This is a genomic window from Streptomyces sp. NPDC002044 (genome assembly GCF_040296725.1).
GTDB lineage: Bacteria > Actinomycetota > Actinomycetes > Streptomycetales > Streptomycetaceae > Streptomyces > Streptomyces antarcticus.
Genome location: NZ_JBEOXU010000010.1, coordinates 25822 through 52298, shown reverse-complemented (window position 1 = coordinate 52298; position 26477 = coordinate 25822). Strand labels below are relative to the sequence as shown.

The window sequence follows — 26477 nt, the reverse complement described above, 5'->3', positions numbered from 1 at the left end:
TACGGCTACTGCTGCGAAGCGCGGATCAGAAGCGGCGCGTGATCAGGGCGCGCTTGACTTCCTGGATCGCCTTCGTGACCTCGATGCCGCGGGGGCACGCGTCGGTGCAGTTGAAGGTCGTGCGGCAGCGCCACACGCCGTCCTTGTCGTTCAGGATCTCCAGCCGCTGCTCGCCGGCCTCGTCGCGCGAGTCGAAGATGAAGCGGTGCGCGTTGACGATCGCCGCCGGGCCGAAGTACTGGCCGTCGTTCCAGAACACCGGGCACGAGGACGTGCACGCGGCGCACAGGATGCACTTGGTGGTGTCGTCGAAGCGCTCGCGGTCCTCGGCGGACTGCAGGCGCTCGCGCGTCGGCTCGTTGCCCTTGGTGATGAGGAAGGGCATCACGTCGCGGTACGCCTGGAAGAACGGCTCCATGTCGACGATGAGGTCCTTCATCACCGTGAGGCCCTTGATGGCCTCGACCGTGATGGGCTTCTCCGGGTCGATGTCCTTGATCAGCGTCTTGCAGGCGAGCCTGTTCTTGCCGTTGATCCGCATCGCGTCGGAGCCGCAGATGCCGTGCGCGCACGAGCGGCGGAAGGTCAGCGTGCCGTCGAGGTCCCACTTGATCTTGTGGAGACCGTCGAGCACGCGCTCCTTCGGGTCGATCTCGACCTGGAAGTCCTGCCAGGTCGACTCTTCCGAGATCTCCGGGTTGAAGCGGCGGATCCGGAAGGTGACCGTGATGAAGGGCGAGGCGGCCGCCGCGGCCTCCATCTGGTCCGTCTTGGACAGGGTCGGGGTGGCCATCAGTACTTACGCTCCATCGGCTGGTAGCGGGTGACGACGACGGGCTTGTAGTCCAGCCGGACGGAGTCCCTGCCGTCGGCGTCCACCTCGCGGTACGCCATGGTGTGGCGCATGAAGTTGACGTCGTCGCGGTTCGGGTAGTCCTCGCGGTAGTGACCGCCGCGGGACTCCTTGCGCGCCAGCGCGGACACGGCCATGACCTCGGCCAGGTCGAGCAGGTTGCCCAGCTCGATGGCCTCCAGCAGGTCCGTGTTGAAGCGCTTGCCCTTGTCCTGGACGGACACGTTGCGGTAGCGCTCGCGCAGCTCCGCGATCTTGTCGACCGCGGTCTTGATGGTCTGCTCCGTACGGAACACCATCACGCACGCGTCCATCGTCTCCTGGAGCTCCAGACGCAGGTCGGCGACCCGCTCGCGGCCCGTGGAGTTGCGCAGCTGCTCGACGAGGTCGACGACCTGCTGCGCCGGGTTCTCCGGCAGCTCGACGAAGTCGTGCGCGTGGGCGTACGCCGCAGCGGCGATGCCCGAGCGCTTGCCGAAGACGTTGATGTCCAGCAGCGAGTTGGTGCCCAGGCGGTTCGCGCCGTGCACCGACACGCACGCGACCTCGCCGGCCGCGTACAGGCCCGGGACGACGGTGGTGTTGTCGCGCAGGACTTCACCCTCGACGTTGGTCGGGATGCCGCCCATGGCGTAGTGCGCGGTGGGCTGGATCGGGATCGGGTCCGTGTACGGCTCGATGCCGAGGTACGTACGGGCGAACTCGGTGATGTCCGGGAGCTTGGCGTCGAGCTGCTCCGGCGGCAGGTGCGTCAGGTCCAGGTACACGTGGTCCCCGGCCGGACCGCAGCCGCGGCCTTCGCGGATCTCGGTGTAGATGGAGCGCGAGACGACGTCACGGGACGCGAGGTCCTTCATGACCGGCGCGTACTTCTCCATGAAGCGCTCGCCGTCCTTGTTGCGGAGGATGCCGCCCTCTCCGCGGGCACCCTCCGTCAGCAGGATGCCCATGCGCCAGATGCCCGTCGGGTGGAACTGGAAGAACTCCATGTCCTCCAGCGGCAGACCGCGCCGGTAGCAGGCCGCCTGGCCGTCGCCGGTGAGGGTGTGCGCGTTGGAGGTCACCTTGAAGAACTTGCCGGTGCCGCCGGAGGCGTAGATGACGGACTTGGCCTGGAACACGTGGATCTCGCCGGTGGCGAGCTCGTACGCGACCACGCCGGCCGACTTCGTGACGCCGTCCTCCTCGACCAGGAGCTGGTCCAGGACGTAGAACTCATTGAAGAACTCCACGCCCTCCTTGACGCAGTTCTGGTAGAGCGTCTGGAGGATCATGTGGCCGGTGCGGTCCGCGGCGTAGCAGGACCGGCGGACCGGGGCCTCGCCGTGGTTGCGCGAGTGGCCGCCGAAGCGGCGCTGGTCGATGGTGCCGTCCGGGGTGCGGTTGAACGGCAGGCCCATCTTCTCCAGGTCGAGGACGGCGTCGATGGCCTCCTTCGCCAGGATCTCGGCGGCGTCCTGGTCGACCAGGTAGTCACCGCCCTTGACCGTGTCGAAGGTGTGCCACTCCCAGTTGTCCTCTTCCACGTTGGCCAGGGCGGCGGCCATGCCGCCCTGCGCGGCGCCCGTGTGGGAGCGGGTGGGGTAGAGCTTCGTCAGCACGGCGGTGCGGCTGCGCTTCGTCGACTCGATGGCGGCGCGCATGCCCGCGCCGCCCGCGCCGACGATGACGGTGTCGTACTTGTGGATCTTCATTGGTTACGCCTCAGCCCCGTTGCCTAGCGGATGTTCGGGTCGAAGGTGAAGATCACCAGCGTGCCCAGAAGGATGGTGAACACCGTGGCGGTGTAGAGCAGGCCCTTCAGCCACAGCCGCGTGTTGGCGCGCTCCGCGTAGTCGTTGATGACCGTACGCAGACCGTTCGCGCCGTGCAGCATGGCCAGCCACAGCATCAGCAGGTCCCAGACCTGCCAGAACGGGGACGCCCAGCGGCCGGCCACGAAGGCGAAGCCGATCTTGGAGACGCCGCCGTCCAGCACCAGCTGGATCAGGAGGTGGCCGATCACGAGCACGACCAGGACGATGCCCGAGAGGCGCATGAAGAGCCATGCCACCATCTCGAAGTTGCCGCGGGTCGAGCGCGGGGTCTTGCCGGTCCGCTTGCGCGGGGCCTCGATGTACGGGGCCGGGTTGTCGACGTCGTAGAGGGACACGCCCTCGACGTCGCCGATGACCTTGGGGGAAGAAGTGTCAGAAGACATGCGTGTCACTTCCCGAACAGTTCAAGGTAGGCGTGGCCGAGTACGGGGTAGAGGGCCCCGACCATCAGCACGATCCAGATGCCCACGACGGTCCAGAGCATCTGCTTCTGGTAGCGCGGGCCCTTGGACCAGAAGTCCACGGCGATGACACGGAGACCGTTGAGCGCGTGGAACAGGATTGCGGCGACGAGGCCGTACTCCAGCAGCGCGACGATCGGCGTCTTGTAGGTAGCCACCACGTCGTCGTACGCCTCGGGGGAGACGCGGACGAGAGCGGTGTCGAGGACGTGTACGAACAGGAAGAAGAAAATGAGGACGCCGGTGACTCGATGAGCCACCCAGGACCACATTCCTTCCCGGCCGCGGTACAACGTTCCAGCCGGCACGGAAAACCCTCCGGAAGCGGGGCGGGGGCCAGCCGGCTTCTTTGTCGGTCGGGCCCGGCCGGGTACGGTCCTCCGGCCCCGGACATCGTAGCGACGCTTTGTCGGTTCCCTTGCGCGGGGGTCATCGGTGTGATCAAACAGGCACGGACGGACTATCCCACAGGGGCAAATAGCCCGAATTCCTCCGCAGTCAGCCCATCGGCCGACGTGAGCCAGCGTGTCAGGTCCAGCAGCCGGGCCTGCGCGACTCTGCGCAGCTCGTCCGCGGAGATCGACCGCTCCTCGTCCACCTCGTGCCCCATCCGCCGCCGGATCGCCGCCAGCAGCTGGTCCGCCTGCTCCTCCGGCGGGTGCCCGTCGAGGCAGATCACGAAGGCGTGGCCGAACTTGCGTTCGTACGCGGCGTGGGCCGCGTCGAGGGCCAGCAGGGCGGCGTACGAGGCACCGTGCTCCAGTTCCGCGGAGCTCTCGGCGGCCAGCGCCTCCGTCAGGTCGGCCTGGGAGAGGTCGTACGACGCCTCGTCGGCGGCGGCGAGCAGCACGCCCGGGTCCGGGTAGGGGCGGTGGGCGGCCAGCCGGTGCGCCCAGCGGCGGCTTCCGCAGCAGTGCAGCAGGGCGGCGTGGGCCGCCTCGGGGGAGAGGGCGTTGAACCGCGTCAGTCCGCGGCCGCGAGGGGGTTCGGAGCGTGCCCCGGACGGCTCGCCCGGACTTCGTCCGGAAGATGCCCCCTGGAAGGTGCCCGCGGCGGCCTGTGCCGGAAGATGGCTGGACAGCGGGAGCTCCTCGGGGCGTGGCGCGGGTGTACCGCCACGCTAGCGACGTGGGGTCGGGTGTGTCGTACTCCCGCGGGGAAATCACCCGGAAGAGAGCCGAAAGGATGACGTGGACGCCTGGTACGGAGCGTGGGGCAGCCGTTCGAAGGACGCGCGGCCCGTCCGCGGGGAGCCGCGCGGGCGGGCCGGGAAGGGGAAGACGACCGAGGCCGCCACCCCCCACAGGAGAGGCCCCGGTCGCCGTCCGTCACGGACTCGTGCGACAAGCCCGTACCCCTGTCAGCGCCCCGAGTGCGTTTTGTGTCACACCTCGCTCCGCGCAGGGTTGGTTGCTGGTTGTACAACTCGTGGACGAAGGTGCTTGAAAGCCGTAACGTGCTGATTTGCGCCAGACGTACAGGACAGTGAACGGGTTGGGGACTTTGCTGGGGGACGACGCGGAGCTGACCGCCGCGGTGCTCGCGGCACAGGACGGCGACGAGAACGCGTTCCGTGCTGTGTACCGCGCCGTGCACCCACGCCTGCTCGGATACGTACGCACGCTCGTCGGGGACGGCGACGCGGAGGACGTGACGTCCGAGTCCTGGCTGCAGATCGCCCGCGACCTCGACTCCTTCACCGGCGACGCCGACCGCTTCCGCGGCTGGGCCGCCCGGATCGCCCGCAACCGGGCCCTGGACCACATCCGCATGCGCGGCCGCCGCCCCGCCATCGGCGGCGACGACACCGAACTCACCGGCTGGGCCGCCGAGTGCGACACCGCGGGCGCGGCCATGGAGTCGCTCGCCACCGGTTCGACCATGGCGCTCATCGCCCAGCTCCCCCAGGACCAGGCGGAGGCCGTCGTCCTGCGCGTCGTGGTCGGTCTCGACGCCAAGACCGCCGCCGAGACCCTCGGCAAGCGGCCCGGAGCCGTACGCACCGCCGCGCACCGGGGCCTGAAGCGGCTGGCGGAGCTGCTGGGCGCGCAGGGCGTGACGGGCGACTTCGCGCCGGGCGGCGAAGCGGAACCGGAACCGGACTCGGACGGGCGGCCCCGGGTCGGCCATAATGCCGGTGGCCAGGCATGGGACGGCGGGGGCGGGAGGGATCTCGACGCCGTACCCGCTCAGCGTGGCCGTGGCGGGGGCCTCGTAGAACAAACCGGTGTGACGCATTCACGTTGGCGGACGCAGAAGGACATGTGATGGCCGACGAGCGCGACAGGTGGCTGGACAGAGCCGCGGCGGACAAACTGCTGCGCGGAGAGCCGGCGCAACCTGTGGGACCGGCCGCCGATCCGCACGCCCGTGCACGGGCCGCCCGCCTGCGCGCGGCCCTCGACGCCCTGGCCGAGCCCTCGCCCGCCCGCGGGGAACTGCCCGGCGAGGCCGCGGCGGTCGCCGCCTTCCGCGCGGCGCACGCCACGCGCGCCGCGCACGCGGCCGCCGCGGCCGGGCCGCCGGCCGCCGCCTCCCGGGAGGCCCTGCTCGACCTCGGCCGCCTCACCCCCGTCGCGGCGCCCCGCACCCGGCGGCACGTCCGGTTCGGCCTCGCGGCCGCCCTGGCGAGCGTCGCCGTGGGCGGTCTGGCCGCCGCCGCGGGAGCCGGGCTGCTGGACCAGGACCGGTTCGACAGCGCGGGACCCGTACCGGCGATGTCGGTCAGCGCCGACGACGACGCGCCCCCGGACGCCGACGGCGCGCTCCCCACCCTCGCCCCCCAGCCGCAGCCGACCCCGCTCCGGGGCGGCGCGACCGTCCAGCCCGACCCGGGTGGCGCCACCGCGACGCCGGAAGCGGACGGGCGTACGGAGCCCTCCGCCGTGGCCACCACCGGAACCGGAACCTCCACCGGAGGGCTCGCCGCCGGCGGCACCGGCAAGGACCTCCGGGACGGCACCCAGGACGGGGCCGCCGCGGGCAAGGACGACGCGGGCGACCCCGAGGGCAACGGGAACACCTTCGCCAACGGCGGCAGCAAGGAGCGCGACCACGACCGGGCGAAGCGCCGGGCGGCGACCCTCTGCGAGGACTACCGGGCGGGACACCTCGACAAGGACCGCCGCGAGAAGCTCTCGAACCTGGCCCGGGGCCTCTCCCGCATCCCGCGCTACTGCGAGGCGCTGCTCGACGGCGTCACCGACGCCGGCGGCATGCCCGGCGACGCACCCGGCGCACCCGGCCGCTCGGGCGGATCGGGTACGACCGGCGGTTCGGGCGGGAGCGGCGGTCCGGGCGGGGACGGCGGCGGCGACGGCGTCTTCCGGGCCCCGACCCTGACCCCGGCGCTGCCGGGTGGTTCGGGCCTGCGCGACCGCCACTGATCAGTGTGCTGACCTGCCTGTAACACTTTTCGAACCCGCGACGCAGTACGTATCGAGCCGACTGGTCATCGGCCGCGCATGAGCCGGGGTTCCCCCCGTACCCCTGGGCTCTGCGCAACCGGCGCGGGCGGGGCACGTTCCCCCGGCCCTGCCCGCGCCCTTTACTTCCGACCGCTCGCGCGGCACGGCGGTCGTCACCAGTAGACGACGACCTTGTCGCCCACCTGGACCTGGTCGAACAGCGCCGACAGCTTGCCCTTGTCCCGGACGTTGACGCAGCCGTGCGAGGCGCCGGCGTAGCCGCGGGCCGCGAAGTCGGCCGAGTAGTGCACCGCCTGGCCGCCGCTGAAGAACATCGCGTACGGCATCGGCGTGTGGTAGATCGTCGACGTCCACTCCTTGGCCTTCCAGCCCACGTTGAACACGCCCTCGCGGGTCGGGGTGTTCTCCGAGCCGAAGCGCACGTCCATCGTCGAGACGACCTTGCCGTCGATCATCCAGGCGAGCGTGCGGCTCTCCTTGCTGATGCACATCACCCGGCCCTCCATACAGCGCGCGTCCGGGGCGTCCGGCTCGTTGACCGTCGGCGGGCGCAGCTCGTCGGCGGTGGGCTGCTTGGTGGCGGCCTGGATCTTCTTCCAGGTGGGCTCGTCGACCGACCCGGTCGGGTTCAGAGCGTTCTTCGACTGGAAGGACTTGACCGCGGAGGTCGTCTTGGAGCCGTAGAAGCCGGTCGGCGCGACCGACATCAGCTTGAGCTGCTTCAGGCGCGCCTGGAGTTCGCGCACCTGCTCGCTGTCATCACCGTTGGCCATGACCTGCCGGACCGTCGGCGACGGTGAGGCCGAATTCGAAGCGGACGGCGAGGCCGACTTCGAGGCGGAGGGCGAGGCGGACTTCGACGGTTCGCCCGGCTTGTCGTCGGTGGTCGGCGAGGCATCGGGGGAGGCGCCCGCCGTGGGCGAGGCGGAAACCGTCGAAGAGGAGCCCGAGGACTGCGACTTCTGCGGTCCGCAGGCGGTCGCGGCGAGCGCGACGGCGGTGACCACCCCAAGCGTGCGGATTATGACTCTCTGGCGTTGCATTGCATTCCCCCGATTTCCACGTCGTGTAAGTAGGTGATGCCTGGGGCGCGCGGAGAGTTGCACAGAGTCCCGGGATGTTGCGCCATTGTGACCGGGGCCCGGCCGCGGCCGTTCGAAGGCGTGCGGGGCGGGGCGTGCCCAGCGGTGGCCGGGGAAGGTTCTATCAGTCCCGGACCCGGTCGTTCCACGCGCGGACGGCCCGCGGCGCGCACCGTGACCGGAAATCCGATCGAACGGGCCCGCAGGCCCGGCGGCCTGACGGAGTGGGGCACGATCACCTGATCGGGTGATCCGGGAGGCGCACGGGACGTGCACGGGAGGCGTACGGGACGGCCGGTTCCCGTGGGTGAAACAGGGTGGCGTGACAGGTACAACCCTGTGCGACACTCCTGCACATGCTGGGTGTGACAGATCTTCCGACGTACCTCGCCGGCCTGGTGCTGATCGTGCTGCTGCCGGGGCCGAACTCGCTCTACGTGCTGTCCGTGGCGGCGCGCGGCGGGGTGAAAGAGGGCTACAAGGCCGCCTCCGGGGTGTTCACCGGCGACGCGGTCCTGATGGTGCTGACCGCCGCCGGCGCGGGCGCCCTGCTCCAGGCGAGCCCGCTGCTGTTCGCCGTGGTGAAGTTCCTCGGCGCCGGCTACCTGGCGTGGCTGGCCGTGGGGATGATGCGGACCGCCCTGGCCATGTGGCGCGGGCGCAGGGCCACGCAGGAGGAGTTGCTGACCGGCGCCGAACCGGAGGGCGGCACCGGGCGGCCCTACCGGCGGGCGCTGCTGGTGAGCCTGGTCAACCCGAAGGCCATCCTGTTCCTGCTGTCCTTCTTCGTGCAGTTCGTCGACCCCGGGTACGCCTATCCGGCGCTGTCGTTCCTGCTGCTCGGCACGGTGTCGCAGCTGGTGAGCTTCGTCTACCTGTCGACCCTGATCTTCACCGGGACCCGGCTGTCGGCCGCCTTCCGCCGCCGCAAGCGGCTGTCGGCCTGGGCGACCTCGGCGGCCGGCGTGCTGTTCCTGGGCTTCGCGGCCAAGCTCGCCGTCAGCTGAGCGCGGGGCCCCCGCGGCCCGTACGCCGCAGCCGCGCGAGCCGCCGTACGGCCCGGCGCACCTTCGGGCTGCGCGGCAGGAACGCCAGCCGGGCGGGGACGCCGCCGGGCAGTCCCAGCACGGTCAGCCGGCGCCGGGTGACGTACCGCAGGGCTTCGGGGCCGGGCCGCCCGGCGAGGTGGGCCTCGGCCTCCGCCCGGCGGGCCGCCAGGATCCGCGGCTGCATCGTGAACCCGACCGCGGTCAGGAGCCCGGCCAGTTCGGCCCGGACCCGCTCGGGGCCGGGGGGCGTCCAGGCGCGGACCGCGTCCGCGTCGGCCAGGTCGGGGAGCAGGGCGTCGACCAGGGCCAGCGGGACGCGGTTGCTGTTCGCGTACGGGGTCAGGCGGGCCAGCACCGCGTCCGTGCCGGTGCGGGCGACGGGGAGCCCGTACAGGGTGGCGGCGGTCAGCAGGCCCGTGGAGAAGCAGCCGACGACCAGCGCGGGGCGCAGCCGCTGGTAGAGCGTCTCGGCCAGCACCGGGGCGGCGGCCACGGTCAGCCGGACGCCGAGCCGCGCGGCTTCCCGCTCGGCTTCACGGGAGTACGCGGCGGGGGCGCCGGGGTGCGGTTTGAAGACCAGCTCGCGGTGGCCGAGGGCGTGCGCGCCGCGGACCATGTCCCCGTGCAGCCGCTCCTCCTCGTCGGGGGTCATCAAATCCAGCGCGGAGAGGTACTGGCCGAGGAGGAGGACCGGGCGGCCGGCGGGGTCTTCGGGGTCCGCGACTCCTCCGGGGCCGGCGGCTCCTCCGAGCCCTCCGAGGCTTTCGAGCCCTCCGAGACCTTCGAGGTCCGCGTGTTCCGCGAGTTCCGCGAGCACCTTCAGGAGGGGCTCCGCGGGCAGCGGCTCCGCCCGTACCCCGAACTCGGTCAGCAGCAGCGGCTCCAGACCCGGCACCAGGTCGGGGTGGAGGACCCGCCGCACCCGCGTCCCGAGCTGGGGGTCGAGACGGAAGCGGGTGGGCCCGTAGCTCATCAGCCCGTCGGCGTAGACGTCGACGGCCGCGCCGGGGAAGAGCCGGCACAGGGTCTGGGCGGGCGGCACCTGGAGCGACTCCACGACCAGCTCGACCCGGTCGTCGCCGAGTCCCCACAGGCCGCGCAACTGACGCTCCCACAGCGGGACGTCCTCCGGGCGCGGGGCCCAGGTGCTCGGGTGCTGCGGTGCGATGACGGCGTTCCAGTCGAGCACCTCGTCGAAGCGGGCGCGCGGCACGGCGAAGCCCGGCAGGTCCGCGAGCCCGGGGCTGACCTCGGCGGTCACGGCGTGGTTGCTGGTCAGCAGGATGCGGCGGCCGGCGGGCGGGAAGACGCCCGCGTCGATGCCCGCCGCGAGGGTGGCGGCGCCGTAGAGGGTCGAGGCCAGGAAGATCTGGGTGGGCATCAGGCGGCCGCTCCCCGCGGGCTGCGCAGGCCGAGCGGGCGACGGCCCAGGGGGCGGTGTGCCCGGCGCACCCGGCGCAACAGGGTGGAGCGCTCCGGGTCCATCGAGTCCAGGGCCCGGTCCAGTACGTCCTGGGGCATGCGTCCGAGTGCGGCCGTGCTCATCGTGCGGAGTTTCCTGGCCACGGCCGGTTCGTACCTTTCGATGGATCCGAAATGGTGGGCGATGATCGCGCAATACGTTCGGACGGCTTTCGGCATCAGCCGGTCCGATTCGCGGTCCGTCGCGGTTTCCGCGATTACTTGATCGAATGCGCGGATGAAATCGAGCTGCCGTTCGTCCCCGACCTGCGTCAGTGAGGTGGAAATCCCGCGACGGTAGAAGATTCCGGGCATTCCGACGGCCGCGAAGGATTCCGCCTCCCGGTGCAGCCGCCAGATCCACGGCCGGTCCTCCGCCGTCCGCAGCCCGTCGGTGAAGCGCAGCACTCCCCGGTCCAGCAGCCGCCGGTGGTACATGCCGGCCCAGGCGTACGGGTAGTCCACCGACGTGGCCCGGTCGGCGGGCAGGATCGCGGTGCGCGGATCGGCGACGATCGACTGCGGCCCGTACGGGACGCGTTGCACGCTCCGGTCCCGGCCGGTGCACCGCACATGGTCGGTGCGGACGAAGTCGCAGCTCAGGGCCTCGATGGCGGCCAGTGTCCGGGCCAGGTGGCCGGGGGCCAGCCAGTCGTCCCCGTCCAGGAAGGCGAGGTACTCGCCGCCGGCCGCGTCCAGCCCGGTGTTCCGCGCGGTGGCCAGGCCGCCGTTGCGCCCGTGCCGCAGGAGGACCGCGCCGGGCAGCGTGCGGGCCGCCCGTTCCAGCAGGTCGCCCGTCCCGTCCGTCGAGCAGTCGTCGACGAGCAGGAACTCGAAATCGTCCCGGGCGTTGGCTTCGAGGCTCCTCAGGACATCCGGTGCGTACGTCCGCACGTTGTAGAACGGCACGACAACAGAGAGCTTGGGCACTCACGGGACGTTAGGGGCCCGTCCGGCATTCACCGTGACCCCCGTGCGGATTCCACGTGAACGACGCGGGGCGGGCGCGTTAACCCGCACGCTTTCGCATTTCGTCGACTGGTTGTTAACCCGCTGTTGTGCGGTCGTTGGGCCGGTCGGCGGCGCCGCGGAATAGTTTCTGCCGCGTGCCAGAAAGCAAGCTGCGCGTCGCCGTGCTCGCCGATTCCGATACGCGATGGAAATGGGGCGCACTCACCGCCCGCCGTCTCGTGCCCGACCACCAGCTCACCGGATACCTGCTGCGCGGCCGCGCCACGCCCACCGACCGCCAGCTCGGCGAGGTGGGGGTCGGCGCCGACCGGCTGGCCGAGGTGTCCTGCGCCGAGTTCCTCGACGGACTCGTGCGCGAGCGCTACGACGTGGTCGTCCTCGCGCTCGTCGGCGGCGCCGTCCAGGCCGTTCTGCACGGGGCCCGCGCCCTGTGGCCCGCCCCGGCCGCGCGGCCCGTACTGGTCACCGGCTACGTGGGGGTCGTCTACGAGAAGCTCGCCGACGGGCTGCTCCTGCGCCACGGGGCCGACCTCGTCCTCGCCAACTCCCGCCACGACGCCGAGCGGTTCCGCGCCGTGTACGAGGGGGTGGGCGCGGACGCCGGCGCCGTGACCGAGACGGCCCTGCCGTTCCTGGGCGGCGCGCGGTACGCCCCGCCGGCCGGAGCCGCCGGATCCGCCGGGTCCGCGCACCGGGTGGTCTTCGCCGTGCAGCCCTCCGTGCCCGAGGGCCGCGCGGACCGCGCGTACCTGCTGGAGCGGGCGGCGCGGCACGCGCGGCTGCACCCCGGCCGGGAGGTGCTGATCAAGCTCCGCAGCCGGCCCGGGGAGCACACCACGCACCTGGAGGAGCACCCCTACCAGCGGCTCGCGCAGCGGCTGCCGGGCGGGCTCCCGCCCAACTGCCGCCTCGTGTACGGGAACATGGGCGAGGTCCTCGACACCGCCGACCTGCTCGTCACCGTCTCGTCCACGGCGGCCCTGGAGTCCCTGCACCGGTCCGTGCCGACCGCGGTCCTCACCGACCTCGGCATCCGCGAGGCCCTCGGGAACCACCACTTCCTCGGCTCGGGCTGCCTGGCCTCCTGGGACCAGCTGGACGCCGGGCTGCTCCCGCAGGGCGACCCGGAGTGGCTGCGCGCCCAGGGCGTCCGCCCGGCGGCCGGGGACGGCGCCACCGGCGCGGCCCCCGCCGACGCCTACGCGGCCGCCCGGGAGCGGGTCGCCGCGCTGGCCGCCGAGCAGCGGCTGCCCGCCCCGGCGCCGTACTACACGCTCACCACCGCCCCCGGCTACCTGCCCGGCATCCTGGCCCGCCACCGCCTGGCCCCCGACGGCACCCCGCTGCCCGGCGCCGTGCGCGGCACGGCGGGGGAGTCCCGGCTGCGCCGCCGGCTGCGCGCCCACCTGCGCGGGGCCGCCCGTGGGGCGTACCGCCACGGGGTCCAGCGCGTGGCCCCGGTGATCCGCCGCCTGGGGGAGCTGTGACCGCGCCGCGGCCCGGGGCGCCGCGGGTGCTGGCCGTCGTACCCGCCCGGGGCGGCTCCAAGGGGGTGCCCGGGAAGAACCTCGCCGAGGTCGCGGGGACGCCGCTCGTCGCCCGCGCCGTACGGGCCTGCCTGGCCGCGCCGACCGTCACCGACGTGGTGGTCTCCACCGACTCCGCCGCTATCGCCGCGGCCGCCCGCGACGCCGGAGCCGAGCCCGTCACCCGCCCCCGGGCGATCTCCGGGGACACGGCGAGCAGCGAGTCCGCGGTCCTGCACGCGCTGGCCGCCTTCGAGGAGCTGCACGGCGCCACCGTCGACGTGGTCCTCCTGGTCCAGTGCACGAGCCCGTTCCTCACCGCCTCCGACGTCGAGTCCGTCGCCGCCGCCGTCGCCTCGGGGGAGGCCGACTCGGCGCTGACCGCGGCCCCGTTCCACGGCTTCCTCTGGCGGGAGCGCCCCGACGGGTCCGCGGCCGGGGTCAACCACGACGAGGCGTACCGCCCCAGGCGCCAGGACCGCCCCCGGGACCTGCTGGAGACCGGCGCCGCCTACGCCATGGACGCCGCGGGCTTCCGCGCCGCCGGTCACCGCTTCTTCGGCCGCGTCCTGCCCGTCGCCACCGACCCGGCGCGGGTGCTGGAGATCGACGACCCGCACGACCTGGCCCGGGCCCGCCTCCTCGCCCCCCTCCTCGACCCCCTGACCCCGCACCCCGCGCTCACCGCCCCCGCACCACACCCCGCAGACCCCGCGAACACCCCGCACCCCGCGCTCCCCGTACACCCCGCAGATCCCGTACACCCCGTACCCACCCGAAGGACGTCGCCCGCCATGACCGCCACCCCCCATGCCTCCGCCCGCCTGCGCACCTTCGGATCGCGTACCGCCGGACCCGGCCACCCCGTCTACGTCGTCGGAGAGATCGGCATCAACCACAACGGCGACCTCGGCACCGCCTTCGCCCTGATCGACGCGGCCGCCGAAGCCGGCTGCGACGCCGTGAAGTTCCAGAAGCGCACCCCGGAGATCTGCACCCCGCGCGACCAGTGGGACATCGAGCGCGACACCCCCTGGGGCCGCATGACGTACATCGACTACCGCCACCGCGTCGAGTTCGGCGAGGACGAGTACCGGGCCATCGACACGCACTGCGCCCAGCGCGGCATCGACTGGTTCGCCTCCCCGTGGGACACCGAGGCCGTCGCCTTCCTGGAGAAGTTCGACGTCCCCGCCCACAAGGTGGCCTCCGCCTCCCTCACCGACGACGAGCTGCTGCGCGACCTGCGCGCCACCGGCCGCACCGTCGTCCTCTCCACCGGCATGTCCACCCCGAAGCAGATCCGCCACGCGGTGGAGGTCCTCGGCAGCGAGAACATCCTGCTCTGCCACGCCACCTCGACGTACCCGGCGAAGGCCGAGGAGCTCAACCTGCGGGTGATCAACACCCTCCGGGAGGAGTACCCCAACGTCCCCATCGGCTACTCCGGCCACGAGACGGGCCTGCAGACCACCCTCGCCGCCGTCGCCCTCGGCGCCGCCTTCGTCGAGCGGCACATCACCCTCGACCGCGCGATGTGGGGCTCCGACCAGGCCGCCTCCGTCGAGCCGGGCGGCCTGACCCGCCTGGTGCGCGACATCCGGACCATCGAGACCGCCCTCGGAGACGGCGTCAAGCGGGTCTACGCCTCCGAGCTCGGCCCGATGAAGAAGCTCCGCCGGGTGCAGGGCACGCCGGTCGCCGTCTGACCGTCCGTACGACTTCCGCCCCCAGTCCGACGCGTACGAGTTCCGCCCCAGACGAGGAGTACGTGGTGTCCGTGGTGCCCCCTTCCGCCTCCGCCCTGGCGTTCGTCGAGAGCCCCGTCCAGCTCCTGAACGTCCTGGAGTGGGCGTACGCCCGGCCCGCCGGCCCCGCGGGCTCCGGCCCGGCGGTCGCGGCTCCGCTGCTCGGCGGCATCCCGCGCCAGGGCCGCGACGCCGGCGCCCCCGCCCCGTCCTCCGCCCCCGCCCCGTCCTCCGCGTCCACGCCCGCCGACGGCCCGCTGAGGATCGTCGTCCTGCCCCCGACCGACCCGATGTCCCGCGGCCAGCTGCGCCGCATGGCCGCCCTGGCACGTGACGAGGGTCACGACGTCCGCTGGCAGGAGGCGCGCGGCGGCGGGCTCGCGCCGCTGAAGGCCCTCGCGGCGCTCGTCGGCGACGTCCGGGCCGCCCGGACCGTCGTGGTCGGCGACCCGTTCTCCCGGTACGTGCAGCTGCTGCTGACCCTCGTGCGCGCCGACCGGCTCGTCGTGGTCGACGACGGAACCGCCACGATGGAGTTCGTCGCCCAGACCGCCCGCGGCGAGCGCCTGGTGCGCTGGCACCGGGTCGGCGCCGGGGGACTGCCCGGCCGGGTCCGCGAGCTGGCGTACGCGCCGGTCTCGGCGACCGCCCGGCGCCGGTTCACGCCCTCCGGGACGCGCGCCGTGGAGCTGTTCAGCTCGATGCCGGTCACGGTCCACGGCGGCACCACCCTGCGGGTCAACGACTTCGCCTGGACCCGCGCCCGCTTCGGCCCGCCCCGGCTGACCAGGGGAACCGACCTGGTCGGGACCTCGCTCGTGGAGACCGGGGTGGTGGACCCGGCCCGTTACCTCGACGCGGTGCGCGCCCTGACCGCCGAGCACGGCGCGACCCGCTACTTCGCGCACCGCCGGGAGTCCCCCGAGAAGCTGCGCGCGCTGAGCGCGGCGACCGGGCTGGAGATCGTACGGCCGGACCTGCCGCTGGAGCTGATCGCCCGGCGGGGCCCGGTGGGGCACACGGTGGTCAGCTTCCCGTCCACGGTCGTCCACACCCTGCCGTACGCCCTGAGGGGTACCGGCGTCACCGTCGCCGTATGCGATGTCGACCCCGCCTGGCTCACCGGATCCGCGTCACCGCGCGCCCGCGGTTTCCTCGCGGGGGTCACCGACAGCGCCCGTGATGTGCGCAGACTCCCTGCCCAGACGGCCCGGGCGGCCGGATGAGCGCGCGAGTTTACCCCCGGGCGCATTCGGCCATGCGTCCAGAGGCCGGGTTTCTTTCGCCTAACGGCATGAACTTTTGGTGATCTCCAGCCAGTTGGCCGGTCGGTGCGCCTACCCTTCAACGGGTGAACCAGTTGATGTCCCGCGAATCCCAGACCGCCCAGCCCGCCGCGTCCGACCGGCCCGAGCTGCCCGGCAAGCTTCCGGACCACCTGCGTGCCGAACTGATCGCCTTCCGCCGGGACTTGCACATGCATCCCGAGCTCGGGCACCAGGAATTCCGTACCACGGCCGCGATCAAGGCCCGGCTGGAAAAAGCCGGCCTGCGACCACGGGTGCTGACGTCGGGCACCGGTCTGATCTGTGACGTGGGCACCTGGGACGGCGTACGGCCCATGCTGGCCCTCCGCGCGGACATCGACGCCCTCCCCATCCCGGACGCCAAGACGCACGTCGCGTACCGCTCGACGGTGCCCGACCGCGCGCACGCCTGCGGTCACGACGTGCACACCGCGGTGGTTCTCGGCGCGGGCCTGGTCCTCGCCGAGCTCGACCGCCAGGGCCTGCTGCCCCGCCCGGTGCGGCTGCTCTTCCAGCCGGCGGAGGAAGTACTCCCCGGCGGGGCCACCGACGCCATCGAGGACGGGGTCCTGGACGGGGTGGGCAAGATCATCGCCGTGCACTGCGACCCCCGGGTCGACTCGGGCCGCATCGGGCTGCGGTCCGGCCCCATCACCTCGGCCTGCGACCGGCTGGAGGTCAGCCTCTCCGGTCCCGGCGGGCACACCGCCCGGCCGCACCTGACCACCGACCTGGTGACGGCGGCCGCCCGGGTGGCGATCGACCTGCCCGCGGTGCTGTCGCGGCGGATGGACGCCCGCTCGGGCATGGCCGTCACCTGGGGGCGGATCGAGGCGGGCCACGCCTGCAACGTCATCCCGATGCACGCCGAGCTGTCCGGGACCGTGCGCTGCCTGGATCTGGCGGCCTGGCACGAGGCCCCCGACATGATCCACGCGGCGATCGACGAGATCGCCACGATGCACGGGGCCAAGTTCGAGATCAACCAGGTCCGCGGAGTCCCGCCGGTGGTCAACGATCCGGCGGTCACCGAGCTGCTCCGCGAGGCGATGGGCGTGCGCCGCGGCGCCGATTCGGTCGAGGACACCGAGCAGAGCCTGGGCGGGGAGGACTTCTCCTGGTACCTGGAGCACGTTCCGGGCGCCATGGCCCGGCTGGGCGTCCGCACCCCCGGCGACACCGCCAAGAGGGACCTGCACCGGGGCGACTTCGACGTCGACGAGTCCGCGATCGGGGTCGGTGTGGAGTTCTTCACGGCCGCCGCGCTGCTGGACGGCCGGCGCGCCGGACCCGCCCAGTAGGACCGCCCGCCGGAACATCCGCCGGACCGCCCGCCGGAACCGCCCGGCCGGGTCCGGCGAAAGTCCGTACAACATCCGGCGTTCTCCCTGCGGAGCTGTCCAGCCCTTGGTACACAAGGGCTGGACAGCAATGCAGTCACCAATCGGTCACTGTCCGGTTCGCGACGATCCGATAACGACTCATGAACGGGCCTTTAACTGACATCTACGCGCGTTACGATCGCCGCGAAACCAGCGCCGGTCGTGGCGCTTCGGTCAGGTTTTGAAGGAGCCTCCCCTTGCGCCGGATCACCAGGATCGCCACCGTGGGCCTCGCGTCCGCTGCGCTGGCCCTCTCTGCCACCGCCTGTGGCGGAAAGAACTCGTCGGACGCCTCGTCCTCCTCCTCGTCCTCCGCCTCGGGCGACGCGAAGGCCGCCAGCGCCGCCATCGCGTACGACATCGGTGGCCGCGGCGACCAGTCGTTCAACGACGCCGCCTACGCGGGCCTCCAGAAGGCCGAGACGGACCTCAAGATCAAGGGTGCCGAGGCCGAGCCCACCGACGGTGAGGGCGAGGCCGACAAGGTCCAGCGCCTCACCGAGCTTGCCCGCAAGGGCAACAACCCGGTCATCGGCGTCGGTTTCGCCTACGCCCCGGCCATCAAGAAGGTCGCTCCGAAGTTCCCGGAGACCACCTTCGGCATCATCGACGACACCTCGGTGACCGGCCCGAACATCGCCAACCTCGTCTTCAACGAGGAGCAGGGCTCCTACCTGGCCGGCGTCGCCGCCGCCAAGGTGTCCAAGACCGGCACGGTCGGCTTCATCGGCGGTGTCGAGGTTCCGCTGATCAAGAAGTTCGAGGCCGGCTTCACCCAGGGCGTCAAGGACACCAACCCCAACGCCAAGGTGCTCTCCGCCTACCTGACGCAGCCGCCGAACTTCGACGGTTTCGCCAAGCCCGACCTCGGCAAGGCGGCCGCGCAGGGCCAGCTGAGCGCGGGCGGCGCCGACGTGGTCTACGCCGCGGCGGGCCTGGCCGGCTCCGGTGCCATCGAGGCGGCCCACGCGGCCGGCAAGTGGGCCATCGGTGTCGACTCCGACCAGTACAACCAGGCCGGTCTGTCCAAGTACAAGGACAAGATCCTGACCTCGGTCACCAAGGACGTCTCGGACTCCGTCTACAACCTGATCAAGTCGGTCAAGGACGGCAAGCCGGAGAACGGTGAGATCCGCTACGGCCTGGACAAGGACGGCGTGGGCCTCTCCGACTCGAACCCCGAGTACAAGAAGATGGCCGACGTCATCGCCGCGGTCGAGAAGGCCAAGGCCGACATCATCTCCAAGAAGATCACTGTCAAGACCGCGCCGTAAGGCCGAGTCCGACATGTAGTCGTGGTCTCCGGGGTCCGGGGAGCGGTCAGTGCCGCTCCCGGACCCCGAGCCGCGTCTTGTGAACCGTCACCCCGTGATTCGTTGTGGCCACTTGGCCGCAAGTTTTCACTTTCGACAGTGCTACGCGCGTAGAGGCATCGTGGACGCGGTACCGTCCTGCTCCCGCCCACCCGCCCGGCCGAGTCCCGCCCTGTCTCCCCCTGCCTCCGCTCCTTCCGCGCCAAGGAGAGTGCGTCATCAACGCGTCCAGCCCGCCCCCCGCCGTGGAACTGCACGGCATCACCAAGCGCTTCCCCGGCGTCGTAGCCAACAAGGACATCGCGATCACCGTCCGCAAGGGCACGGTCCATGCCCTCGTCGGTGAGAACGGCGCCGGCAAGTCGACTCTGATGAAGATCCTCTACGGCATGCAGAAGCCGGACGAGGGCACCATCGCCATCGACGGGGAGCAGGTCTCCTTCACCAGCCCCGGCGACGCCATCGCCCGCGGCATCGGCATGGTGCACCAGCACTTCATGCTGGCCGACAACCTCACCGTCCTGGAGAACGTGGTTCTCGGCGGCGAGAAGCTCTACGGCATCGGTGCCAAGGCCCGTAAGAAGATCAGGGAGATCTCGGACGCGTACGGCCTCGGCGTGCGCCCCGACGCCCTCGTCGAGGACCTCGGTGTCGCCGACCGCCAGCGGGTGGAGATCCTCAAGGTCCTCTACCGCGGCGCCAAGATCCTCATCCTCGACGAGCCGACCGCGGTGCTCGTGCCGCAGGAGGTGGACGCCCTCTTCGACAACCTGCGCGAGCTCAAGTCCGAGGGCCTCACCGTCATCTTCATCTCGCACAAGCTGGGCGAGGTCCTGAAGGTCGCCGATGACATCACCGTCATCCGCCGCGGCACCACGGTCGGCACCGCCGATCCGCGCAACACCACGCCCAAGCAGCTCGCGGAGCTGATGGTCGGCGCGGAGCTGCCCTCGCCGGAGACCCGCGAGTCGACGGTGACGGACATCCCGATGCTGACGGTGGCGGGCCTGACCGTCGCCCAGGGCGGCGTCGTCGTCGCCACCGAGGACACCGCGCGCACCCCGGAGTCGTCGGACACCTTCGTGCACGAGCCCGCCGTGGGCGGCCGCCTGCTGCTGGACGACGTCAGCTTCACGATCCACAAGGGCGAGATCCTCGGCATCGCGGGCGTCGAGGGCAACGGCCAGACCGAACTGATCGAAGCCCTGATGGGCATGAGCTCCGCCGACGCGGGCGTGATCACCCTGGACGGCGCCGACATCACGAAGTCGCCGGTCCGCAAGCGCCGCGAGGGCGGCATCGGGTACATCCCCGAGGACCGCCACCGCCACGGCCTGCTGCTGGAATCCCCGCTGTGGGAGAACCGCATCCTCGGCCACGTCACCGAGGCGCCCAACTCCAAGCGCGGCGTCCTCGATTTGAAGGCGGCCCGCAAGGACACCGAGCGGATCGTGCGCGAGTACGACGTCCGCACGCCCGGCATCGAGGTCACCGCGGCCTCGCTCTCCGGCGGCAACCAGCAGAAGCTGATCGTCGGCCGCGAGATGAGCCACAACCCGAAGTTCCTCATCGCCGCCCACCCCACCCGTGGTGTGGACGTCGGCGCGCAGGCGCAGATCTGGGACGCGATCCGCGAGGCCCGCCGCGAGGGCCTGGCCGTGCTCCTGATCTCCGCCGACCTGGACGAGCTGATCGGCCTGTCCGACACCCTGCGCGTGATCTACCGCGGCCGCCTGGTGGCGGACGCCGACCCCGCGACCGTCACCCCGGAAGAGCTCGGCACCGCGATGACGGGCGCCGCCTCCGGGCACCTGGAAGCCACCGACAACCACTCCGCCGGTACCGACGCTGGTGCCGATTCCCCGGAGGACGAGGCCCGATGAAGAAATTCGACAAGGACCGGCTGCTCCTCGCCTTCGCCGGGCCCGCGCTCGCGCTGGTCACCGCGTTCGTGCTGACCATGATCGTGCTGGCGGCGACGGGCGTGGACCCGATCGACCCGCTGCGCATCATGGTGGAGAACGCGGGTTACGAGGACGTACAGGTCCTCATCGTGAACCAGGCCGGTACGTACTACCTGGCAGCCCTGGCCGTGGCCATCGGCTTCCGCATGAACCTCTTCAACATCGGCGTCGACGGCCAGTACCGCCTCGCGGCGATGGTGTCCGCGGTGGTCGGCACGGCCGTCACCCTGCCGGGCCCGCTCCACATCCTGCTGATCGTGCTCGTCGCGATGATGGTCGGCGCCTTCTGGTCCGGCATCGCCGGCGTCCTGAAGGCCAAGCGGGGCGTCAGCGAGGTCGTCTCCACGATCATGCTGAACGCGATCGCCACCAGCCTGATCGCCTACCTGATCCTCCCGAAGAACCTCGGTGTCCAGCCGGAGGGCTCCAACGACCTGACCACCGGCGACATCGCCCAGTCGGGCTGGTTCCCGGCGCTGGGCATCGGTGACGGCCTGGAGATCTACGGCTTCACCTTCGTGGCCTTCGCCCTCGGCGTCGTCTACTGGTTCGTCCTCAACCGCACCCGCTTCGGCTTCGACCTGCGCGCCACCGGCGCCAGCGAGTCCGCGGCCCAGGCTTCGGGCGTGGACGCCAAGAAGATGATCATCACCTCGATGCTCATCTCCGGCGCCGTCGCCGGCCTCGCGGGCATGCCCGTCCTGCTGGGCGAGAGCCACACGTACAGCCTGTCCTTCCCGGTCGGCATCGGCTTCACGGGCATCACCATCGCCCTGCTCGGCCGCAACAGCCCGGTGGGCATCTTCTTCGCGGCGTTCCTCATGGCCTTCATCGACAAGGCTTCGGCCTCGCTCGACACGGCCGGGTACGCCAAGGAGATCGGCACGATCATGAAGGGTCTGATCGTGATCGCGGTCGTCGTCTCCTATGAGCTCGTAGGCCGCTACGGCATCCGCCGCCAGCAGCAGAAGGTCGGCGAGGAACTCGCCGCCGGCGGCGCCATCAAGACCGACAAGGAGGTCGCGGCGTGAGCACCAGCACCGTCTCCGCGGCGAGCGCGGCCCCGAAGAAGTCGGACGGCCGCCGAAAGCTCACCCTGCCCTGGATCCTGCTGATCATCGCGGGCGGCCTCGCGCTGGTCTCGCTGGTCCGCGTGATCAGCGGGGCCGACGACCTGACGTCCGTCGGCCAGGTCTCCGGCGCCCTCCAGCTCGCCGTGCCGATCGGCCTCGCCGGCCTCGGCGGCCTGTGGGCCGAGCGCGCGGGCGTCGTCAACATCGGCCTCGAGGGCATGCTCATCCTCGGCACCTGGTTCGGTGCCTGGGCCGGCTACCAGTGGGGTCCGTGGACCGGCATCCTCGTCGGCATCCTCGGCGGCGCCCTCGGCGGCCTGCTGCACGCGATCATCACGGTCACGTTCAACGTCAACCACATCGTCTCCGGTGTGGCCATCAACATCCTGGCGCTGGGCTTCACCCAGTACCTGTCGAACTTCACGTTCGCCGAGGCCGAGGGCGGCTCCTCCAAGCAGTCGCCGCGCATCGAGGACATCCCACGGATCAACATCGGCGGGCTCTCGGAGGCGCTGGCGGACCTCCAGGGCAAGCACTGGTTCTTCATCTCGGACCTCGCGGGCGTCGTCGGCGGAGTCATCACCAACCTCTCGCCGCTGACCCTCATCGCCCTGCTGCTGATCCCCGGCACCTGGTGGGTGCTGTGGCGGACCGCCTTCGGCCTGCGCCTGCGCTCCTGCGGCGAGAACCCGATCGCGGCGGAGTCCCTCGGCGTCAACGTCTACAAGTACAAGTACATCGCCGTGATCATCTCGGGCGGGCTGGCCGGCTTCGGCGGCGCCTTCCTCGCGATCACCACGGGCATCTACCAGGAGGGCCAGACCGGCGGCCGCGGCTACATCGGTCTCGCCGCGATGATCTTCGGCAACTGGATGCCCGGCGGCACGGCGCTCGGCGCGGGCCTCTTCGGCTTCATCGACAGCCTCAAGCTGCGCGGCGGCGCCGAGAACGTCCACGCGATGCTGCTCCTGATCGCGATCCTGCTGGTCCTGGTCACCGCCTGGCAGCTGTACAAGAAGAAGTACGTCCAGGCCGGCGTCGCGGCGCTCTTCGCGGTTCTGCTGTTCCTCTGGTACGCCATGACCGACTCGGTGCCCAGCCAGTTCGTGGACGCGGCTCCGTACGTCACCACCCTGCTGGTCCTCGCGCTCTCCGCGCAGCGGCTGCGGATGCCGAAGGCGGACGGCATGCCGTACCGCAAGGGCCAGGGCAAGTGACGAGCCCGGCACCGGCTCCGGCCGTCGACTGGGAGGCCCTGCGCGTCGCGGCCCGGGACGCCATGTCCCGTGCGTACGCGCCGTACTCGGGCTTCCCGGTCGGGGTCGCCGCCCGCGTCGACGACGGCCGGGTCGTGACCGGCTGCAACGTCGAGAACGCGAGCTACGGACTCGGCCTGTGCGCCGAGTGCGGACTGGTGTCCTCGCTCCACGCGACCGGCGGCGGCCGGCTCACGCACTTCACGTGCGTGGACGGCAAGGGCGAGATCCTCGTCCCCTGCGGGCGCTGCCGGCAGCTGCTGTTCGAGTTCGGCGGCCCGGAGCTGCTGGTGGAGACCCCCGACGGGATCCTTCCGCTGGCCGCGATGCTGCCCCAGGCCTTCGGGCCCGACCACCTGAGATAGCCGTGCCGACGGCCCTTCGCCCCTCCCGGGCGGAGGGCCGTCGTCTTCCTCTCCTCCCCCTCCGTACACCCCCCTCTCTATGCGCGTAGAAGGAAGTCACCTCATGGACGTCATCTCCGTCATCCGGACCAAGCGGGACCGCGGCGAGCTGAGCCCCGAGCAGATCGACTGGGTCATCGACGCGTACACGCGCGGTGTCGTCGCCGACGAGCAGATGTCGGCGCTGGCGATGGCCATCCTGCTGAACGGGATGAACCGCACCGAGATCGCCCGCTGGACCGCCGCGATGATCGCCTCCGGCGAGCGCATGAACTTCGACTCCCTCGCGCGGCCCACCGCCGACAAGCACTCCACCGGCGGCGTCGGCGACAAGATCACCCTCCCGCTGGCCCCGCTCGTCGCCGCCTGCGGCGCGGCCGTGCCGCAGCTGTCCGGCCGCGGCCTCGGCCACACCGGCGGCACGCTCGACAAGCTGGAGTCCATCCCGGGCTGGCGCGCGCTCCTGTCCAACGAGGAGATGCTGCACGTCCTGGACACCACCGGCGCGGTCATCTGCGCGGCCGGCGACGGCCTGGCCCCCGCCGACAAGAAGCTCTACGCCCTGCGCGACGTCACCGGCACCGTCGAGGCCATCCCGCTGATCGCCTCCTCGATCATGTCGAAGAAGATCGCCGAGGGCACGGGCTCGCTCGTCCTCGACGTGAAGGTCGGCTCCGGCGCCTTCATGAAGAACATCGAGGACGCGCGCGAGCTGGCCTCGACCATGGTCGCCCTCGGCACCGACAGCGGCGTCAAGACGATCGCCCTGCTCACCGACATGTCCACGCCGCTCGGCCTCACCGCCGGCAACGCGCTGGAGATCCGCGAGTCCGTCGAGGTCCTGGCCGGCGGCGGCCCCTCCGACGTCGTCGAGCTGACCCTGGCCCTGGCCCGCGAGATGCTGGCCGCGGCGGGCATCAAGGACGCCGACCCGGAGAAGGCGCTGGCCGACGGCTCCGCGATGGACGTGTGGCGCCGGATGATCGCGGCCCAGGGCGGCGACCCGGACGCGGCCCTGCCGGTCGCCCGCGAGCAGCACGTCGTCACCGCCCCGTCCTCGGGCGTCCTGACCCGCCTCGACGCGTACGGCGTCGGCGTCGGCGCCTGGCGCCTGGGCGCCGGCCGTGCGCGCAAGGAGGACCCGGTGCAGGCGGGCGCGGGCATCGAGCTGCACGCCAAGCCGGGCGACACCGTCACGGCCGGCCAGCCGCTGATGACGCTGCACACGGACACCCCCGAGAAGTTCGAGTACGCCCTCTCCGCGCTGGACGGCTCCTTCGACGTGGCCCCGGCGGGCACGTCCTTCTCCGCCACGCCGATCGTGCTGGACCGCATCGCCTGACCTGCGGCTTCCCTTTCGGGCGAACGGGACCGGTGGACGCCCACCGGTCCCGTTCGGCATGCTGGGATCGGTGACGACCGATTGAGGAGCACACCATGAGCGCACTCACCGTCCAGCACGAGCCGGTCAACGGCGAGAGCTGGGAGGGCCTCGTCCGTCTCTGGGAAGGGACGAACGCGCCGGAGGGCTGCAAGGTGGAGATCATCAAGGGGATCGTCACCGTGGCACCACCGCCCGTCAACCATCACAACTACATCGCCGAACTGGTGCAGGAGGTCCTGTACGCGGCGAAGCCCGCCGACTGCGGGATCTATCAAACGCTCAACATCGCAGTCCAGTCCCGGATCGGCCTCTACATCCCTGACCTCGCGGTCGTACCGCGCGATGTGGTGCAGTGCAAGGGCAACTCCGTTCCCGCGGATGCCGCCGAGCTCGTCGTCGAGATCACTTCGAAGTGGAACGCCTCCAACGATCGGGTCGCCAAACTCGCCGGCTACGCGGCCGCTGGCGTCCCGCTGTACCTGCTCATCGACCCGTACGTGTCCGGCAGCCCCACGGTCCACCTGTACGGCGATCCGCAGGACGGCACCTACCGCCTGCTGTCGGTGGCCAAGTTCGGCGATCCGGTGCGGCTTCCCGGGCCCTTCGACCTCACGCTGGACACCTCCCTCTTCCCCTGTCCCTGACGGGAAGCACCGGCCACCGATGAGTTCGGGCGGCCCCGGCGGTCACCCAGTCGTGGAGATCACCCGACTGGTGCTGCCCGGACCCAGTCCCACCCGGCAGGACGCCGCGCGCCTGTGCGCACAGCTCGTCCTGCTCTATGAGGCCGGGGCCGATGCCGTCGTGTGCGACGCGCGGGCCGTCACCGCCCCCGGCCTGGGCGCCGTCGAGGCCCTCGCCCGGCTGCGGCTGGGCGCGCGCGGCCGAGGGACCCTCACCGTCACCGGCGTCGGCCCCGCGCTACGGGGCCTCCTGCACCTCGTCGGACTCGCCGAGCTCCTCGGGGAGGCCGAACAGCGGGAACCACCGGGCGGTGTCCAGGAAGGCGTTGAGCCCGACGATCTTCCCGTCTGAGATCTCCAGCACCTGGAGCGCCCACGGCTCGTGACCCTTCCCGGAGGCCGCCGGCCGGTACTGCCCGAAGGCCGGCATGCCGTTCGCCGTCGTCGGGACGAGCCGGGAGCCCTTGCAGCCGATGCCCTGGTTCAGGTGCCAGGCGGCGATGTCCTCGTGTCCCCGCAGCCACAGGTCGAACGGCGGCATCGACAGCACCGCGTCCTCGTGGAGCAGCGCGGTCAGCCGGGAGATGTCGTACGCCTCGAACGCCGTCAGGTAGCGCTCCAGCAGCTTCGCCTGCTCCGCGTCCAGCGGGTCCGCCGGGTCGCTCTCGCGCAGCGCGTGTCCCGCGAGCGTCGCCCGCGCCCGCTGGAGGGCGCTGTTGACCGAGGCGACCGTGGTGTCCAGGAGCGTGGCGACCTCGTCCGCCTTCCAGGCCAGCACCTCGCGCAGGATGAGCACCGCCCGCTGCTTCGCCGGCAGGTGCTGGAGCGCCGCGACGAACGCCAGCCGTACGGACTCCCGGGCCAGCGCCGTCTCGGCGGGATCGGCGGTCTGCGGCAGCACCCGGCCGTCCGGCACCGGCTCCAGCCAGGTCACCTCCGACCGCTCGTTCAGCACGGCGGAGGTCTGGTGCTGCGGGGCGCTCAGGTCCATCGGGCGGGCCCGCTTGTTGCCGGCCTTCAGCAGGTCCAGGCAGACGTTCGTGGCGATCCGGTACAGCCAGGAGCGCAGTGAGGAGCGGCCCTCGAACTTGTCCCGCGCGCGCCAGGCGCGGATGTACGTCTCCTGCACCGCGTCCTCGGCGTCGAAGGCCGAGCCGAGCATCCGGTAGCAGTACCCGGTCAGCTCGACCCGGTACCGGTCCATCGCGGCATCCAGGTCGGATGGCGCCGTCGTCGCGAGGTCACTCATGGCCGTCGTCCCCCAGATAGATCCGATACTCCGGAAACTACCCGAGGGGTCCGACAACGGCAGCC

The 26477-nt window shown here is 71.6% G+C and carries 24 protein-coding genes and 1 pseudogene; 16 read left to right on the top strand and 9 right to left on the bottom strand.

The annotated features are described in order from the left end of the window. Window positions 1–25: 25 nt before the first annotated feature. The 5 genes from ABT106_RS04760 to ABT106_RS04740 all read right to left on the bottom strand — a co-directional run bounded on the left by ABT106_RS04760 (window position 26) and on the right by ABT106_RS04740 (window position 4050). A complete protein-coding gene (locus ABT106_RS04760; RefSeq protein ID WP_351272293.1) occupies window positions 26–793 on the bottom strand; it encodes a succinate dehydrogenase iron-sulfur subunit in 768 nt (255 codons plus the stop codon). Continuing rightward, entirely contained in the window at window positions 793–2547 is a 1755-nt protein-coding gene (gene sdhA / locus ABT106_RS04755; RefSeq protein ID WP_351272290.1) for a succinate dehydrogenase flavoprotein subunit, read from the bottom strand. Before sdhA ends, ABT106_RS04760 begins: the two co-directional genes overlap by 1 nt. 23 nt (window positions 2548–2570) lie before the next feature. Then, a complete protein-coding gene (locus ABT106_RS04750; protein WP_136229772.1) occupies window positions 2571–3053 on the bottom strand; it encodes a succinate dehydrogenase hydrophobic membrane anchor subunit in 483 nt (160 codons plus the stop codon). A 5-nt stretch (window positions 3054–3058) separates the two neighbouring features. Then, window positions 3059–3439, bottom strand: a complete 381-nt coding sequence (sdhC, locus tag ABT106_RS04745; protein WP_078892868.1) for a succinate dehydrogenase, cytochrome b556 subunit — start codon at window positions 3437–3439, stop codon at window positions 3059–3061. 152 nt (window positions 3440–3591) lie between these two features. Continuing rightward, window positions 3592–4050 (bottom strand): 2-oxo-4-hydroxy-4-carboxy-5-ureidoimidazoline decarboxylase, encoded by a 459-nt coding sequence (locus ABT106_RS04740; RefSeq protein WP_502979216.1) that lies wholly within the window; start codon window positions 4048–4050, stop codon window positions 3592–3594. Between the two features lie 584 nt (window positions 4051–4634). On the opposite strand from ABT106_RS04740, the gene ABT106_RS04735 reads away from it, so the two are divergent. Both ABT106_RS04735 and ABT106_RS04730 read left to right on the top strand, forming a co-directional pair. Then, on the top strand, window positions 4635–5399 hold the full coding sequence (locus tag ABT106_RS04735; protein WP_351272385.1) for an RNA polymerase sigma factor: 765 nt from the start codon (window positions 4635–4637) through the stop codon (window positions 5397–5399). Further along, window positions 5399–6517, top strand: a complete 1119-nt coding sequence (locus ABT106_RS04730) for a hypothetical protein (RefSeq protein WP_351272285.1) — start codon at window positions 5399–5401, stop codon at window positions 6515–6517. The genes ABT106_RS04735 and ABT106_RS04730 overlap by 1 nt, the downstream gene beginning before the upstream one ends. Window positions 6518–6711: 194 nt before the next feature. Here ABT106_RS04730 and ABT106_RS04725 read toward each other — a convergent pair whose 3' ends face one another. Then, a complete protein-coding gene (locus ABT106_RS04725) occupies window positions 6712–7566 on the bottom strand; it encodes a L,D-transpeptidase family protein (RefSeq protein ID WP_351272283.1) in 855 nt (284 codons plus the stop codon). A 431-nt stretch (window positions 7567–7997) separates the two neighbouring features. On the opposite strand from ABT106_RS04725, the gene leuE reads away from it, so the two are divergent. After that, complete coding sequence (leuE, locus tag ABT106_RS04720) at window positions 7998–8648, top strand: leucine efflux protein LeuE (protein ID WP_351272280.1); 651 nt, start codon at window positions 7998–8000, stop codon at window positions 8646–8648. Here the strand turns inward: leuE and ABT106_RS04715 are convergent. Then, window positions 8641–10071: a polysialyltransferase family glycosyltransferase gene (locus ABT106_RS04715; RefSeq protein WP_351272277.1), complete on the bottom strand. Its 1431-nt coding sequence runs from the start codon at window positions 10069–10071 to the stop codon at window positions 8641–8643. The genes leuE and ABT106_RS04715 overlap by 8 nt on opposite strands. Beyond that, window positions 10071–11081 carry a glycosyltransferase family 2 protein gene (locus tag ABT106_RS04710; protein ID WP_351272274.1) on the bottom strand — a complete coding sequence of 337 codons (1011 nt, stop codon included), beginning with the start codon at window positions 11079–11081 and terminating at the stop codon, window positions 10071–10073. The genes ABT106_RS04715 and ABT106_RS04710 overlap by 1 nt, the downstream gene beginning before the upstream one ends. Window positions 11082–11257: 176 nt before the next feature. On the opposite strand from ABT106_RS04710, the gene ABT106_RS04705 reads away from it, so the two are divergent. The 13 genes and pseudogenes from ABT106_RS04705 (at window position 11258) to ABT106_RS04645 (ending at window position 25515) form a co-directional block, all read left to right on the top strand. Then, window positions 11258–12610 (top strand): DUF6716 putative glycosyltransferase, encoded by a 1353-nt coding sequence (locus ABT106_RS04705; protein ID WP_502979210.1) that lies wholly within the window; start codon window positions 11258–11260, stop codon window positions 12608–12610. Beyond that, a pseudogene (locus tag ABT106_RS04700) lies at window positions 12607–13008 on the top strand (acylneuraminate cytidylyltransferase family protein); the annotation flags it as partial. The gene ABT106_RS04705 and the pseudogene ABT106_RS04700, both read left to right, overlap by 4 nt. 435 nt (window positions 13009–13443) lie before the next feature. Continuing rightward, a complete protein-coding gene (locus ABT106_RS04695; RefSeq protein WP_351272380.1) occupies window positions 13444–14358 on the top strand; it encodes an N-acetylneuraminate synthase family protein in 915 nt (304 codons plus the stop codon). Between the two features lie 71 nt (window positions 14359–14429). Then, entirely contained in the window at window positions 14430–15623 is a 1194-nt protein-coding gene (locus ABT106_RS04690) for a hypothetical protein (RefSeq protein WP_502979215.1), read from the top strand. 137 nt (window positions 15624–15760) lie between these two features. Then, on the top strand, window positions 15761–17005 hold the full coding sequence (locus ABT106_RS04685) for an amidohydrolase (protein WP_351272377.1): 1245 nt from the start codon (window positions 15761–15763) through the stop codon (window positions 17003–17005). Between the two features lie 278 nt (window positions 17006–17283). Then, the gene (locus tag ABT106_RS04680) at window positions 17284–18360 is read left to right on the top strand and encodes a BMP family lipoprotein (RefSeq protein ID WP_351272268.1); all 1077 of its coding nucleotides are present in this window, start codon (window positions 17284–17286) and stop codon (window positions 18358–18360) included. Between the two features lie 221 nt (window positions 18361–18581). Then, complete coding sequence (locus ABT106_RS04675; RefSeq protein ID WP_502979214.1) at window positions 18582–20282, top strand: ABC transporter ATP-binding protein; 1701 nt, start codon at window positions 18582–18584, stop codon at window positions 20280–20282. Next, window positions 20279–21394 carry an ABC transporter permease gene (locus tag ABT106_RS04670; RefSeq protein ID WP_351272263.1) on the top strand — a complete coding sequence of 372 codons (1116 nt, stop codon included), beginning with the start codon at window positions 20279–20281 and terminating at the stop codon, window positions 21392–21394. The genes ABT106_RS04675 and ABT106_RS04670 overlap by 4 nt, the downstream gene beginning before the upstream one ends. Beyond that, window positions 21391–22653, top strand: a complete 1263-nt coding sequence (locus ABT106_RS04665) for an ABC transporter permease (protein ID WP_351272260.1) — start codon at window positions 21391–21393, stop codon at window positions 22651–22653. The genes ABT106_RS04670 and ABT106_RS04665 overlap by 4 nt, the downstream gene beginning before the upstream one ends. Beyond that, window positions 22650–23057 carry a cytidine deaminase gene (locus tag ABT106_RS04660; RefSeq protein WP_351272257.1) on the top strand — a complete coding sequence of 136 codons (408 nt, stop codon included), beginning with the start codon at window positions 22650–22652 and terminating at the stop codon, window positions 23055–23057. Before ABT106_RS04665 ends, ABT106_RS04660 begins: the two co-directional genes overlap by 4 nt. A gap of 103 nt (window positions 23058–23160) precedes the next feature. After that, window positions 23161–24438, top strand: a complete 1278-nt coding sequence (locus ABT106_RS04655) for a thymidine phosphorylase (RefSeq protein WP_351272254.1) — start codon at window positions 23161–23163, stop codon at window positions 24436–24438. 95 nt (window positions 24439–24533) lie between these two features. Continuing rightward, window positions 24534–25124: a Uma2 family endonuclease gene (locus tag ABT106_RS04650; RefSeq protein WP_351272252.1), complete on the top strand. Its 591-nt coding sequence runs from the start codon at window positions 24534–24536 to the stop codon at window positions 25122–25124. A 52-nt stretch (window positions 25125–25176) separates the two neighbouring features. Then, window positions 25177–25515, top strand: a complete 339-nt coding sequence (locus ABT106_RS04645; RefSeq protein WP_351272249.1) for an STAS domain-containing protein — start codon at window positions 25177–25179, stop codon at window positions 25513–25515. Here ABT106_RS04645 and ABT106_RS04640 read toward each other — a convergent pair. Further along, entirely contained in the window at window positions 25402–26412 is a 1011-nt protein-coding gene (locus ABT106_RS04640; protein WP_351272246.1) for a sigma-70 family RNA polymerase sigma factor, read from the bottom strand. The two genes, ABT106_RS04645 and ABT106_RS04640, sit on opposite strands and share 114 nt — an antisense overlap. Window positions 26413–26477: the final 65 nt, after the last annotated feature.

Coding starts and splice junctions, on each gene's coding strand:
- ABT106_RS04760 (WP_351272293.1), bottom strand. CDS start 793: ATGGCCACCCCGACCCTGTCCAAGACGGACCAGATGGAGGCCGCGGCG.
- sdhA (WP_351272290.1), bottom strand. CDS start 2,547: ATGAAGATCCACAAGTACGACACCGTCATCGTCGGCGCGGGCGGCGCG.
- ABT106_RS04750 (WP_136229772.1), bottom strand. CDS start 3,053: ATGTCTTCTGACACTTCTTCCCCCAAGGTCATCGGCGACGTCGAGGGC.
- ABT106_RS04730 (WP_351272285.1), top strand. CDS start 5,399: ATGGCCGACGAGCGCGACAGGTGGCTGGACAGAGCCGCGGCGGACAAA.
- leuE (WP_351272280.1), top strand. CDS start 7,998: ATGCTGGGTGTGACAGATCTTCCGACGTACCTCGCCGGCCTGGTGCTG.
- ABT106_RS04715 (WP_351272277.1), bottom strand. CDS start 10,071: ATGCCCACCCAGATCTTCCTGGCCTCGACCCTCTACGGCGCCGCCACC.
- ABT106_RS04695 (WP_351272380.1), top strand. CDS start 13,444: ATGACCGCCACCCCCCATGCCTCCGCCCGCCTGCGCACCTTCGGATCG.
- ABT106_RS04685 (WP_351272377.1), top strand. CDS start 15,761: ATGTCCCGCGAATCCCAGACCGCCCAGCCCGCCGCGTCCGACCGGCCC.
- ABT106_RS04670 (WP_351272263.1), top strand. CDS start 20,279: ATGAAGAAATTCGACAAGGACCGGCTGCTCCTCGCCTTCGCCGGGCCC.
- ABT106_RS04655 (WP_351272254.1), top strand. CDS start 23,161: ATGGACGTCATCTCCGTCATCCGGACCAAGCGGGACCGCGGCGAGCTG.
- ABT106_RS04650 (WP_351272252.1), top strand. CDS start 24,534: ATGAGCGCACTCACCGTCCAGCACGAGCCGGTCAACGGCGAGAGCTGG.
- ABT106_RS04640 (WP_351272246.1), bottom strand. CDS start 26,412: ATGAGTGACCTCGCGACGACGGCGCCATCCGACCTGGATGCCGCGATG.